General features: G+C 36.9%; 12 protein-coding genes. 4 read left to right on the top strand and 8 right to left on the bottom strand.

From position 1 onward, the window contains the following. Positions 1-104: 104 nt before the first annotated feature. Entirely contained in the window at positions 105-344 is a 240-nt protein-coding gene (locus ACFVS2_RS21920) for a hypothetical protein (protein WP_390237669.1), read from the top strand. A gap of 400 nt (positions 345-744) precedes the next feature. Then, on the top strand, positions 745-2,061 hold the full coding sequence (locus tag ACFVS2_RS21915; protein ID WP_390237667.1) for a replication-relaxation family protein: 1,317 nt from the start codon (positions 745-747) through the stop codon (positions 2,059-2,061). A 15-nt stretch (positions 2,062-2,076) separates the two neighbouring features. Here the strand turns inward: ACFVS2_RS21915 and ACFVS2_RS21910 are convergent, their stop codons facing one another. From ACFVS2_RS21910 to ACFVS2_RS21900, 3 genes are read right to left on the bottom strand one after another with little or no spacing between them, the layout of a single operon-like run. Continuing rightward, on the bottom strand, positions 2,077-2,346 hold the full coding sequence (locus ACFVS2_RS21910; protein ID WP_390237664.1) for a hypothetical protein: 270 nt from the start codon (positions 2,344-2,346) through the stop codon (positions 2,077-2,079). Beyond that, positions 2,340-3,083: a cation diffusion facilitator family transporter gene (locus tag ACFVS2_RS21905; RefSeq protein WP_390237662.1), complete on the bottom strand. Its 744-nt coding sequence runs from the start codon at positions 3,081-3,083 to the stop codon at positions 2,340-2,342. Before ACFVS2_RS21905 ends, ACFVS2_RS21910 begins: the two co-directional genes overlap by 7 nt. After that, on the bottom strand, positions 3,076-3,348 hold the full coding sequence (locus ACFVS2_RS21900; protein WP_390237660.1) for a hypothetical protein: 273 nt from the start codon (positions 3,346-3,348) through the stop codon (positions 3,076-3,078). Before ACFVS2_RS21900 ends, ACFVS2_RS21905 begins: the two co-directional genes overlap by 8 nt. Before the next feature lie 161 nt (positions 3,349-3,509). Between ACFVS2_RS21900 and hpf the strand changes: the two genes are divergently transcribed. Both hpf and ACFVS2_RS21890 read left to right on the top strand, forming a co-directional pair. Then, entirely contained in the window at positions 3,510-4,046 is a 537-nt protein-coding gene (hpf, locus tag ACFVS2_RS21895) for a ribosome hibernation-promoting factor, HPF/YfiA family (protein ID WP_390237658.1), read from the top strand. Positions 4,047-4,189: 143 nt separating this feature from the next. Next, complete coding sequence (locus tag ACFVS2_RS21890; RefSeq protein ID WP_390237655.1) at positions 4,190-4,954, top strand: P-loop NTPase family protein; 765 nt, start codon at positions 4,190-4,192, stop codon at positions 4,952-4,954. A gap of 92 nt (positions 4,955-5,046) precedes the next feature. Here ACFVS2_RS21890 and ACFVS2_RS21885 read toward each other — a convergent pair whose 3' ends face one another. The 5 genes from ACFVS2_RS21885 to recD2 all read right to left on the bottom strand — a co-directional run bounded on the left by ACFVS2_RS21885 (position 5,047) and on the right by recD2 (position 13,962). After that, positions 5,047-7,197: a type IV secretory system conjugative DNA transfer family protein gene (locus ACFVS2_RS21885; RefSeq protein ID WP_390237653.1), complete on the bottom strand. Its 2,151-nt coding sequence runs from the start codon at positions 7,195-7,197 to the stop codon at positions 5,047-5,049. Positions 7,198-7,212: 15 nt separating this feature from the next. Continuing rightward, entirely contained in the window at positions 7,213-8,073 is an 861-nt protein-coding gene (locus tag ACFVS2_RS21880; RefSeq protein WP_390237650.1) for a hypothetical protein, read from the bottom strand. 176 nt (positions 8,074-8,249) lie between these two features. Beyond that, the gene (locus ACFVS2_RS21875) at positions 8,250-10,616 is read right to left on the bottom strand and encodes a DNA topoisomerase (RefSeq protein WP_390237647.1); all 2,367 of its coding nucleotides are present in this window, start codon (positions 10,614-10,616) and stop codon (positions 8,250-8,252) included. Positions 10,617-10,834: 218 nt separating this feature from the next. Beyond that, positions 10,835-11,398, bottom strand: a complete 564-nt coding sequence (lepB, locus tag ACFVS2_RS21870; protein WP_390237645.1) for a signal peptidase I — start codon at positions 11,396-11,398, stop codon at positions 10,835-10,837. Positions 11,399-11,493: 95 nt separating this feature from the next. Then, complete coding sequence (gene recD2, locus ACFVS2_RS21865) at positions 11,494-13,962, bottom strand: SF1B family DNA helicase RecD2 (RefSeq protein WP_390237642.1); 2,469 nt, start codon at positions 13,960-13,962, stop codon at positions 11,494-11,496. Between the last annotated feature and the right edge of the window lie 17 nt (positions 13,963-13,979).

Below are 13,979 nucleotides of genomic sequence, written 5' to 3'. Positions count from 1 at the left end.
TAGACAACAAAATGATATAATTGTTCTATAGTCATTGATAAATATAGTTCGATTGGCGTCGGACTTTTACTTGAATCACAATACTTCTAAGGAGGAATCAAATCATGTCTACTATGAATTACAAACTCACAAGACGCACTAAGGAACTCATTAAAACTGCAATTGAGCAAACTCAATCGAATAATCGTTATGAATTATGCGAGAAAATTGCAGATATGGTAGAATCAAAATACAATGGGTTGAATTTGGAATATCAATTAAAACGTATGGAACTTCAAACCACAGGTCAAATTCTAAAAGCTATCGATACTTATTTCTTTAAACATCTTCGAAGTGATTCTTAGAATTCATTTTCAGTCAACGTATAAATGAAAAAACCTTGATATTACTGGATAATTAGGTCGTCTGAGACTATAATAGCAAAGACATGGACTAAAGTCAATTAGAACAGACTTCAAATATAAGCAACATAATTAACTTTGAGACTATTGTCTATGCTTTAGTGAAAAGTGTCCTTTTTCACTAAATTATCGAACAACGTAATTATTCATGTAACTCTTGGAAAGTTTCTTTTTGCGTACTTAGAGGTTCCTATCGAGCGTTTATTTAGGCAATAGTTAGTACCCTATTCTTGCCTATTTTGAAATTCACCTTATAATAAATAGCCTTTTCACATACGATGTGATGAGGCTATTTTCTTTTAACCTTCATGAGAGAACAAAATTACTAAGGGAGGGAAACGGTATGAAAAAATCTCTCAATGAACTCATGCGATCCCTTTCACTACGAGATGTAGATACGCTGATGTCCATTTACCAGTTTCGTTGTTTAAACGAAAAACAGATTTACCAGCTTCATTTTCAGCAAATGACGCCTATTGACGAGGCTCTATCTAAAGACCTTACAATTTCTCGAATTCAGGAGCTTCTATCTCTTGAACTAATTAAAGAAGTTGAATACTTGGGCGGTGAACGGGTTTATTTCTTAACTCCATCGGGAGTTGAAGTCATTCGACATTACTTTGAACTGCCTACCAATGTGTTAGATGCTCAAAAAAAAGTCGTTAAGCGAGGGTATTATCGAGCTTCTGAGCTTGAGATTTATCCTAAAAACATTAACCACCAGATCCATCTCAATCAATTTGTAATTGATTTTCAACAACTTAAATTAGATATCAATTATAAGTATTTTGATGAGAAACATGTTAGTCAGTATACTAACATCCGCCCAGATGGAATGATCTCTCTCTTGGACACAGATTTCTTCTTGGAGATGGATATGGCTACAGAGAGTAAAAAACAACTCTATGAAAAATGGGAAAACTACCGAAAGTTTCTAACTTCAAGGGAGTACGCCTATCGGGAAAAAAGGATTGTTGTTTTGTTTATTGTGGAAGGTACATCAAGAATCAAAGAACGAATTGATCTTATTAAGTACACCATCTATGAACGTTTACTGGATGTTCTTGATTCCGAATTTGAAATCTATGTCGGAACCAGCGCGGATTTACGATCTCTATTAAGCAATCGCTTGATCCCTGCTTGTAAAGAGGAAGATCCATATACAACAAAAATTAAAAAAGTTCTGGAAGACAAACATGGTTTCCATGTTTCAGATGGCGAACAAGTCCGTCCTGTTTTTCAAGGGACAAAATATGCTCTCTATATGAGACGACTAAATGAAAATAACAAAATCCTTATTGACGAGGGACGTGTCCAAGAGTTCCTGGTAGATGACTACTTTTTCGAACCAACAACACTTGTCTCAAAAGTAGCATACATGGATAAAAATAATAGTTATTTCAAATCCCGATTCAATCGGGAAATCGTCTACTTAGTTGTAGGGAAAACGGAAGACCAAATGTACAATGACCTGAGAATGGTAGATTTGATCGGACTCAAAAATATTTTCTTCTCAACATATCAGCGATTGCGAGAAAAGCCTTTCCACGAGGCGGTTTTTCAATTCGATCTGCTTGGAAACTTGCATCACTTCACTAATAACGGTTTGGAAGAGCGAGTGTTCGAGGGGAACCTTGAGCAAAATCGATCTTCTCCATAAAGAAAAGCACTGGTTTCAGTGCTTTTTTTGCTTCTTTTCACTTTTTCTTACACGAATGTAGAGGAATAACCCAACTCCTACGAAAATAGCGGCAACCATTGAAATGATTGACAATACACTTTTATCTTGAATGATTGCATCAGGTAACACCATTAATCCAAATCCAATAGAAGTAAATAAAATGTAACGGTATTTATGACGATCTTCTTTCTTCACTTTTATCAAATACAAAACTATGACCAACAGTAGAATGACAATGGTTCCAATATACTTTACAGTTAGCAATGTCTACAACTCCCTCCTATGTCTTTAGCGTCTTCTTTCTTACCTATCAATTGAAAGACATTGTACACAACTCTTACCCCACCTTTTGCAATTAAAAAAGCTAATATCGCACTAATAACAGGATCAATCCACATCCAATTCAAATAGTGAATGAAAATGCCTGAAACAATCACCCCTACTGAACTCCAAGCATCCATAAGAACATGTAGATAGGCACTTCGTACATTCAAATTGGTAGAGACATCAGATGTTCGAGACATATACCATGCACTAAATAGATTTGCCATCAAGCCAATTGCCGCAATACCAACCATTAAAATGCCATGGATATGTTTTGGGTCTATTAATCGCAAGTACGCTTCCCATATAACCCAGCAGGCAAGCAATACCAAGGTCACACCATTAAATAGAGAAGCTCCAATTTCAAATCGAGTGTATCCATGAATTCTCTTCGTTGCTCGCTGACTCATATATATCGCAATCAAACTCAATAAAAGAGATACTGAGTCCCCTATCATATGTCCAGCATCTGACAGTAAAGACAATGAATTCGTAAGCCAACTCCCCCAAAACTCCAACCCTACTATTCCAGTGGTAATAAGGAGGGCAACCCACAAGCCTTTTTTGTTCCCTATCACCTTATCTTGACTATCGTGAGAGAGATGTGTGCAAGTCCCCAAATGCACTGAAGTGTGTTGTGAATCTTGTGTATTTTCAGTTGCTCTATCATTACTCATTGCGTTCCCTCCATGCTTCGAAAGATCCGTAGCCCAAAAGTGCCAAAATCAAAACGATTAGGGGAACCGCAAACCAAAAACTCACTTGAATGGATAAGATAATTGAAGTAATTGAATATCCAATTGTGCCTAATTTAATTTGATTAAAAGCAGCCTGTCTATACCTGGCGGAAGACATATATCCTAATTTCTTAAACCCTATTCCAAAGACAATTATTGAAGCGAGAAACAAGACAATGCACAACGCGTTAATTATCATTTCCATTTTAATTTTCCCCTTTCGCTATTGATCACATCAGACCAATATTGTCATCTACTTCTGTTATATTATCGACTATAGTCAAATATTATCTATTATGATCTCCTTTTAGTAGAGGTGGTCATGTCGATGTAGTTTTAGTCCAAACAGAGAAAGGGGTTTTTGTCATGAACGTACAACTAACTGCAAGAAATTTTGCTCTTACTAAGGGGATTAAGGATGCTGTCAATCAGCGATTAGAAAAACTGCATAAATATCTTGATGATAGTAATCGAATTCAAGTTATTATGGAATCCTTCACGCACGGACAAAAAATCGAAATCATGTTCTATCTTCATGGGACATTCGTAAAATCGGAAGAAAAAAACGAGGATTTGTATATTGCTATTGAATTGGCGACAGACAAGTTGGTGAAAAAACTGAACAAACTTGCTCGCAAAAAGGCTGACCGAAGTCATGATTCTCTACGCTTCCCTTACGAAGCACAAATATTTACGAATAACGAAGATGATGACAATGAACACGCCAAAATTACAAAGCGTAAACAATTTGATATGAAACCAATGATGGAAGAAGAAGCTATCCTACAAATGGAAATGCTCGGTCATGAAACTTTCATGTTCTTTAACGCAGAAAGCAATAGCATGGCGCTATTGTACAAACGAAAAGATGGTAATTTTGGCATTATCGAAAGTGTGTATTAAACTGCTCGACAAAGGCTTTGGGGTAAAAACCCAAAGCTTTTTCTATTGAATAAGGAATAATAACTTGTTAAGTTGACTATAGTCAATGATAATGTTACATTGTAACAAGGTTACAAAAATAATGTGGGAGGTTGAATTGACTAATGAGTAAGACATCCAAAGTTGTAAGGCTCAGCCCTATAGAACAACAAATAATTGAGAATATTCGAATGGCTGATAAACAAACATTGTATCAAGAACTGATCAAACTGTTCTCGTCTCCATATCTGAGGGATTCACAAGATTTTCCAACATTAAAGCAAATCTATTTTGCCACACACGAACCCCCTACTATTACTCTTGATCTATTGATTCAACAAGGTTTTATGACAGAAGAAACGGCTGATTACCTTATAAAATGTCTCTCTCTCTCCAAAAACATACTTATCCTTGGGGGTGTAGGGACTGGAAAAACGACATTGCTGCAAGTCCTTCTTGATTCCGTGCTGAAGTCTCGACCTGATCAAAGAACAATTGTATTAGAACGATACTCTGAGCTTAAAATCTCGAAAGTTGATAGCGGCAATAAACCCGATTGCCAAATAAAGAATAACCTTAGTATAGAAGACTTGTCTTCCATTAATAAAACACCACTGAGCAACCTCATAATCGGAGAAATTACTTCTCTCGATAATATTCTTAGTCTTGCTTTTGGATTAAAGGCAGGTAGTAGAATTCTGGCAACTATGCATGGATCAGACTGGAAAACTGATATCCGCGCTCGCATTCAAGGAAACTTCAAGGATTATGTAGAAGAAACGTTAATCAATCAACCATTTGTCATTGTAAAACTCAGTAAACGAAATCGCTCAATTGAAGAAGTATACGAGGATTTCATCGAACGCCATGATGAAGGGGCAGTCGCATGACTCCCCTCTTGAATACATAAACAAATCTTCGTTTTATCCTATAATCCTATAAGATAAAAAAAGAAAAGGAAGGTTCTAAAGAACCTCCTCTTCTAAATCAAATCATCTTCTTCTTCTGTAGGAAAGCTAAACTCATTTTCCCCTTTTGTCTGAGCCGCTGGATCCTCCCCGCTCCCTCCAATCACGAAATCATCAGTAAAGTCTTCATCAGGGTTTACAATTTCTTTCCCCTTATAAAGATGTTCTTTATCATTTTTTCTTGACGGAGCTGTTTCTACTACACTTTTAGCGATCACTGGTTCCGCTTCAAGAACTTCTTCCATTTCTGGTTCAAGAGAAGAAGGTGTCATATGAGCATGTTTAGCAAATACAGTTTCCTTATATTCTTGTACCATTTCATCCAATTTATCATTCAATTCATTCGGGATATATTGAATGATACCCACTCCAGGAAGCTGGATACTATTATTTTTAATAATACAGTAGACAATCTCACCAAAATCACGATAAATAAGATCAGCTGGAGAAAAACGTGCTTCTTTTGTTTCTACTACACTCGTGCTTTCACTTGGAGAACCAGCCGATTGAAATCCACCAAGCGGACTGAATTTTTTCCTACTTACGGTTTTTCGGATCTCTCTCTTAACGATTTCACCAAATTGATCTGAGTAATATTTAGCATCTTGTGCATTTCCTCCAGGGTAAATAATAATATTACGAGCATTGGTAGATACCAGCTCAACAAAGTCTTTCCCATCCTGCCCACTACCCATCCCGATCAATGCTCGGTTTTGTGTTGCTAAATGCGAAGCCACACGGTAAGATCGTCCCTGTGTCAGCATGTCTGCAAACCCTGGGTTTGAGTATACTTGAAACTCGTCAATGTAAAGGAAGTGTGGTCTTCGGGTATTCTCATTTCCAGGTCGTCTAAAAACAGAAGATTGGAGTTGGAGAATGATAAAGTATCCAAGAAACCGTCCGAGGTCACGCAATGCTCCTTGTGCAGTCGTGATGGCAAGAACGCCACCCTCTTCGAGAATTTTATCGAAATCGACATCATTCTCACCGTTAGGAGGATTCAACACCCTTCTCAAGTGTGGATTATCAGTGATCTTCGACACTTGAGAACGAAGTCCCGAACAATGCTCATAGGTTTTACTTTTCTCATTGAAGTATTCATTTAGGAACCAAGATGCAATGTCTGCATTTTCCTTTGTCGTCTCGGCACTATCAGTATTGAGACGAGAGAACTGAGTTACCATTTTCCTTCCCATACCACCTGAATTGTGAAGCAAACGAGAAAGCTCAATAAGATTTGCTTTATTACCATATAACCTCTTTAATACTTTCAAAGCATTTCTGATGAGTCCTTCATTCATATCTAAGAAGAATTGTGGAGAGTCAGGATTCAACATTTTGAATGTCGTTGCCATATTTTCAATTACGTCCTCTTCTTTTCCATACAGTGGATTAAAATATGGACAATTTGGCAAAATCGGGTTGAAATAAACAGCTTTCCTTCCATAATGTTCTGCCATAGAATATATTTTTTCCGCAAGATCAGACTTTGGCTCCAACACTGTAATCCCACAATCAAGATTTTGCATATCTTGGTTAATCATTGGTATGATCGTTTGACTGGTCTTACCTGAACCCGTAGGACCAAGGATAAGCATGTGCAAAAAACGATCTTTATATTTGAGAAAGACTGGTTTCTTTGTTTCCATATTAATCGCGATTTGAACATCGCCCATCTTTTTTTCCTCAGTTGAAAATCCAGCAATTTTCAATTTTTCTAAAACTGACTGTTCATAAACATTGTTCAGAGTTTCTTTTACAGCTTCACTGCGAAAGAACGCAACGCTCCCCACTAACAATCCGATGTTTACGAAAAAGCTCATTCGAAATAGCGATAATGCTTTTGCTGTATTTTGAGAACCTAATGTATTCGCCATACCCAAGAATAAATGATTCACGACAGAACATGCGAACACAAGTAAGGCTATTTTGAAGATCCAAAATCCAATCTTTTTTTGATCTTCAGACGCTTTATCCTTGAAAAACAAGAACCCCATCACGACAAAAACAAATGTCACGAGGATGACAGTAAAATTACTGCTAAAGAATACATATCCAGCAATAAAGTTTGCCAATTGCAGCATAAAGGTAGCAACCATTATCGTTAAAAAATTCTTTCCTGTCACTTCAAAGAACTTTTCTATTTTTTGTTGTTTCTCGTCCATCTTTTTCCCCCTTTTCTATTTCTTTTCAATTAATGAATATATCTTTTTCCATTGTAGAATCGTTTTGTATGGAGTCTTCACTCCCTCTACGGGTAGAACGGTATAAACCCTCGAATACCCATCTGCAAATTCAATTACATAGCTAACCAGATGATGACCTTCGATTTCAAAATCAAGTTTGTGAAGAGTTTTCACATTTGGATACATGTTGATAACATCTACATAAATATCTCCTGTTGCTTCCGTTGATTTATTGAGAATCCGAACGCCACCACTAAAAATTGGATTAAGACTGCCTTGCTCCAAAATGATTTCCGCTCGATAGCGATCATTTAATACCAATGTTCCAAGCAATGCATTCTCAGGATCTTTAATTGAATTTAAAATACCTACCATTCCATCAAACTCAATCATTTCACCATGATCGCCAGTCATTTCTTGCTCTTCAGTTGGCGGAACAAGATTAGCAATCATAGATCCTTCAAAATAAAATTGATGCAGTTTTTCACCTGGTTCCTTGTTCTCTACTTGATCTACAATTGATTTCAGATCCTCAACACCTTTTAAAAACTCAAAGTTCCGAAACGCTTTCCTTGCTTCATTTTCATAACCAACCGCTTCGCTTGATCCAATGCTTCTCAACTGCTTCTCTGGTGGCTTTTCGTAAATATCTTCCTTGTTTGGTGGCTTTGGTTTTTCCGTCACATCAGGTGTTTCAGAGTTATTACCTGTTTGAGTTGGCTTTGATGGTTGCTCTTTTGATGGTTCTGGATTATCAACGACAGATGTTTTATCCGAAAATGACATATACAAACTCAATGAAATTCCACATATAATCCCACCCGTTAATAAACCCAAGAGAATTTTCTTCTTCATTTATTTCCCCCCTTTTTGAATTATTGATGAAATGTGAACCACCCCTCCGCTGCAATATGGGTATGGCTCGTTTATATAAGATAGATTTCAACTCTTCTGTTTATAAGCAACATTTGTAGGAAGCATAACGAACACAAAAAAGAACCCCGCTACGAAGTAGCAGAGTTCGTTCTTCATTATCCTCTTGGTGGAAAGACAAAGCTAATTTTATTGTCTTTCCATTCAAGTTTTGCTTTTCCAAATGGAAACTCTTTCTCACTCGTCTGTTTTCCACTTAGGATATCTTTCATATCCTTTTCGGTGATATCGATATTGCTAATGACTTTCTTTTGGATGAAATCACAAGGATTTTTATAATTCTCACACAAATAAAAGTTTGTTTTAACGACTACGTTCTTCGAACATTTTGGACATTTTCCGATTACCTTAGATGCTCCCCCACTTGAGCTACCTGTAGAAGAACTTCCCGCTCCCACAGGAACAACTTTGCACTCAGAATTTAACACAAGTCGAGCTTTCTTTTTTGCTCCCGATTTATAGGTCAATTCGAATTCCTTGGTTTCTTTTCCGGTAATGAGTTTCTTCGCCTCCGTTTTAGAGATTTTCACACCTCCGATTTCTTTCCCAATTAGAAAGTCACACGTATCTTTGTATTTTGTGCAAAGATAATAAGACTTACCTTCAACGACATTTGAGCTACATTTCGGGCATTTACCCAAAATCTCTTTGTCCGAATTTTGACTGACAGCCACTTTCGTATTCTTAAAATCATCAATCATCGATTTTGTATAGTTAACCATTTCTGTGTAGAAATCTTTCGGATCATAGGTGCCTTCTTCAATATGGGACAACTTTTGTTCCCATGTAGCCGTAAGCTCAGGCTTCGTAATGTCTTTACCTTGTAGACTTTGGATGATCTCAATGCCAAAGTCCGTTGCATAGTAAGACTTCACTTTCCCCGATCCCTTTAACTCTACCATTTCCAACTTGATAATTTTTTTGACAATTTCACCTCTTGTTGCAGGTGTTCCAAGACCTTTTTCGTCCTTAAATACACTTGACAGTTCTTCGTCTTCGATAAACTTTCCTGGGTTCTCCATTGCTTTACCCAAAGTCTCATCGTTATAACGATTTGGAGCTGTTGTTTTCTTTGCAATCAATTTGGTTTCTTTAATCTCAAAAACTTCTCCCTTTTTCACATCTGGAAGAATGTTGTCTGAGCCTTTGAAGTCGTACAACTTCATAAACCCAAGATCTTGTAGAACGCTACCTGTCGTTTTAAAACGATGACCATTGCTTTCCGTGACAACGTTTGTCTTGTTTGTCACCATCGGAGGCAAGAAAATCGCAAGGAATCGTTTGGCAACCAATAAATAGACATTCTTTTCTTTGGTATTAAGTTTTGACAAGTCTGGAGTAACATCCGTTGGAATGATCGCATAGTGATCCGTTACTTTACTATTGTCTACGTACTTTTTGTTTTTTGAAGTAGTATCCAGAACCGATGCATCATTCATAACTTCTGAAACAAGATCCTTCAATTCCGAAACGGTCAATAGTGGTTTTAAATGCTTTTTGAATTCCTGCGCTATCGACTTCGTAATATATTGTGAATTGGTACGAGGATAACTTATGATTTTGTGCTTCTCATACAATGATTGAGCAATTTCAAGTGTTTCCGCCATCGTGTAACCAAACGATCGGTTAGCCTCATTGGATAATTCCTGTAGCGAATGCAGTCCAGGTGCATATTTCGTTTCTTTTTTCTTTTCTACATGTAGCACAGTGCCATTCTCGGCGAAGTTACCACACATTGCCCTTGCTTTTGCTTCATCAAAAAATCTTGTTTCATTTTCATTTTTGTGATCGAAGTAAATCCCTTTATACTTTCCACCAAAATTAGCTTCAATTTCCCAGAAATCCCTGGGAACGAAATTCCGAATGTCAATCTCCCTATCCACAATTAGTTTCAGAACAGGAGTCATTACTCGCCCAACGTTAATTTTCTTGTTTGCAACCATTGTTACAGCCCTTGTCCCATTTAATCCAATCAACCAATCAAAATACGCACGATATTTGGAGGCTATGGTCATGTTTTTTAATGATGGCTCAGATTCGTCACGCAAGTTATTCAATGCTCTGCTTAATTCGTTTTCTGTCAAATCCGAGAACCAAATACGTTTTACAGGAAGTTTCGCTCCAATCGCATCATAGAAACTAAAAAAGATGTGTTGACCTTCTCTACCAGGGTCACACGCATTAATTACATAATCATATCCACCGTTTAATACTTCGTCTTTAATCTCTTTGTACATTGTAAGTTTATCTTTGGTAGGTTTGTACCGAAATACATCTGGAATCATGGGTAATACAGCCAAATTCCATTTTTCCCACTCAGGCTTATATTCATGTGGTTCAACAAGAGTCATCGTATGTCCAGCGAATGTTTTAAAAGTAATTTGATCTTTATGTCCAAATTTGTTGTAAGCCTCTTTTATTTCCTTCATCAATGAAGGTTTCTCAGCAATTAGTAATGCTTTCATTTTATGATTTCATCCCCTTTAGTCAATATTGTTATTTATATTATACTATAGTCAATATTGATTGTAAAAAATTCTTTCACATTAAAGGGTATACTTCAACCAATAATCAGCATGATTTTCTTAATCTATTTTCATATTAAACATTATTCGAAATGAAATTAAACCATAAAAAAAGAAGGTGTAAGCGATGCTATTTTTCAACATCGATTACCCTTCTATTAGAAGATGTTCAACCTCGTGATAGGTAGTAGCAAAACAAGTGCTTTCCCCTTTACATTCTCTTCTTTTAAGAATCCCCAATGCGAAGAGTCTTCTGAGTTATTACGATTATCTCCTAATACAAAATAGTGACCTTGTGGAACAAGGACTTTTTCAAATTTGTACAATGGCTTCTCCAGTAAATAATCTTCCTGCAACGACTCGCCATTCACATAAACACTTCCGTCTCTTACTTCGACCTCATCTCCTGGCATACCGATGATCCTTTTCACGTACATCAGCTTCTCATCCAGTGGATAGACAAAGTAGACAATATCTCCCCTATCCACATTTTTTGTATTTGCATACAAGATGAAATCATCTCTTTCTAAGGTAGGAGACATACTCTCGCTTGGTACAATGCCAAGGGAAAAGAAATGAAATAAAATACCCAACATGATTGCCGCTCGCATAAAACGATAACTTTTTTTCCAGACACCTATGAAGAATTCCCTACCAAATAAATCTTTCCATGTCCATTGTTCTTCTTGCGTCAGAACTTCCTTTTCATTTTCTGTTTGCATGACAAACACCTGCCTTTTGGCTCTTTGCTCCTTCATTCTATGCCACAAAACCAACATGTAAAAGAAAAATAAGAAAATAGCCGTTATTACGGCTATTAGGCGGCAGGATTCACTTCTTTTCTTACTTTTTCTTCTATTAATGAGTTTCGAGTAGTGTTGTTATTTTTCATAGCAACTTCAAGGGAGGATATCATCCCTACATTCACTACTTTCTTCTTAGCTCTTGTCCAACCAGTATAAATGAGGTTCTTTGTTAGCATATCCTCTTGGGAAGAGTGGATTGGCATAATAACGATTGGATATTCGCTGCCTTGGCTTTTATGAATCGTCAACACATACGCCAGTTCAACCTCTTCTATTGAAAGTTGATCGTAGATGACACTCTTTTCATCATACTCGATCTTCACTTGCAGACCGTCATCAACATCTTCCCAAATTTTTTCGATTTTTCCAACCTCACCGTTAAATACTTTAAGATCTTTATTGTTAACTGTGTGAATGACACGATCTCCTTCTCGGAGAACATTCAATTCATCCAGTTTGATTTCAACTTTTTGTTCAGATTGAGGATTGAACTTGTCTTGCATCAGACGATTCAAGCTCCACACTCCCAAATCACCTTTGCGAATCGGAGAAAGAATCATGATATCATCCAACTTGTAACCATGATTCTTGGTAAAACGTTCCACACATTCAATGATCGCTCTTTGTGCAGTAATACGATCTTGTTTTTGAATGAAATAGAAATCATCTTTGCTTTTATCAAATGTAATTTGATCTGTGCGACCCGAAATGATTCTATGTGAATTCATTACAATTTGACTATCTTGCGCTTGTCTAAAAATTTCAGTCAAACGAGTCGTTGGAATCTTTCCTGAATTGATAAGATCTCGAAGAATCAAGCCAGGACCTACTGATGGCAACTGCTCATAGTCTCCAACAAACAAGATACGAGTATTTTCATGAACCGAAGCAAGTAATCGATAACATACATAAGCATCCATCATAGAAGTTTCATCAACAACAAGGAGATCTCCTTCTACTATTACTACTCGATCTGTATCTTCATCATGTCCCAATCCAATTCCTCGATGGATAGTCATCGCATCCATCCCTGTTAGTTCGGACATACGCTTTGAAGCCTTTCCTGTTGGTGCAAACAAATGAATAATCGCTTCGGGCTTTTGTAACAACTGATGAACGAATTTGACACATTGGATAATAGAGTTAATCGTCTGTGTTTTACCCGTTCCTGGACCACCCGTTAAAATACTAATTCCACTCGTCAACGCCATATAGATAGCAGACTTTTGCTTCTCCGCAAAGGTGAAGTTATACGTTCTTTCATAATACTCGATAAAGGTTTTGATGTCCGATTCAGAACAAATAGCAGGTTTCGGCTCCTCTACTAACTTTTTCAACAGGGTAACAATGCGATTTTCCATGAAAAAGTTATTTTGAAGGTATACACATGACTCTCCTTTTTCATTTCGTTCGATGACAATTCGATCTTGTTCTTTTAATCCATTAAGGGCTGTCTCGATGTCGTTGCTATCTAAACGGTATTGCTCCCCTTCATATGAACCTCTTTTTAACAAGAACCCAGGGAGAACTTTCTTAATCTCTTGACTTGAAACATATAAATCTCCTCTGGCAGTTGAACACCACTGTAAAAAAGAGACAACCGCTTCTTTTACTCGATCTTTATTTTGATAAGAGAACCCTAAATTGTATCCAAACTTATCTGCAATAGAGAAACCAATTTTATCAATTGAACATAGAACGTATGGGTTTTCCCGAATCTTTAAGATTGCCGCTTCTCCAAATTCTTCATACACTCGAAGAGCTGTTTTATACCCCCCACCATAGGTAAGAGTGAACATCGCAATTTCTTCAAACTTTTTGTGCTTAAACAGCTTTTCATGAATTGCCTTTGCCCTTGCCTCGCTGATTCCTCCGACTTGCAATAAATTCAGATGATTTTCCTCAATTTTGGTCAATGTTTCTTCCCCAAAATAGTTTACGATTTTTTGAGCAGTTTTCTTTCCAATTCCTTTCACATAGCGCCGAATAAAAGTTTCAATACCCTTCTTCGTCTGTGGGACAATTCGTTTTGCAAGATCCACCTTAAATTGATAGCCAAATACATTGTGATTGATCCATCTACCATCAGCTTCAAATTCATCACCGTCATAAATAGATACAAAGTTTCCAACAATGATGAGTTCAGATGCAGGAGCAAATGAAGACTTATAGCGAGTAAAACGAGCTTCCGCAATTGTATACCCTGTATCTTCAAAATGTTTCCTTACTTTCTTCACTTCAAACCTAACCGTTTGTGGGATAACTTCTGCTTCAAGATAATCAATTTTACTTAATAGATTGCTTCGTTCTGATGAATCTTCATACTCTTTTGCTTTATTTCTCAAAGAGGATAATTGCTGTTTCAATTTATCCAATTCTTCATGGGTTAGCATTGCATGCATGGATTTTCGCTTAATTTCACTTAACGTTGCAATTATTGGATTTATAGGTTTCCCCGCATTCGTTTTGTCTCCTTCCATACTCCTAACTTCTCCTC

Origin of the sequence: Brevibacillus sp. NPDC058079 (genome assembly GCF_042885155.1) — a bacterium.
In the GTDB taxonomy this organism is placed as follows: domain Bacteria; phylum Bacillota; class Bacilli; order Brevibacillales; family Brevibacillaceae; genus Brevibacillus.
Note: the sequence above shows the minus strand (reverse complement) of the source record. Positions and strands in the feature narration are given on the sequence as shown.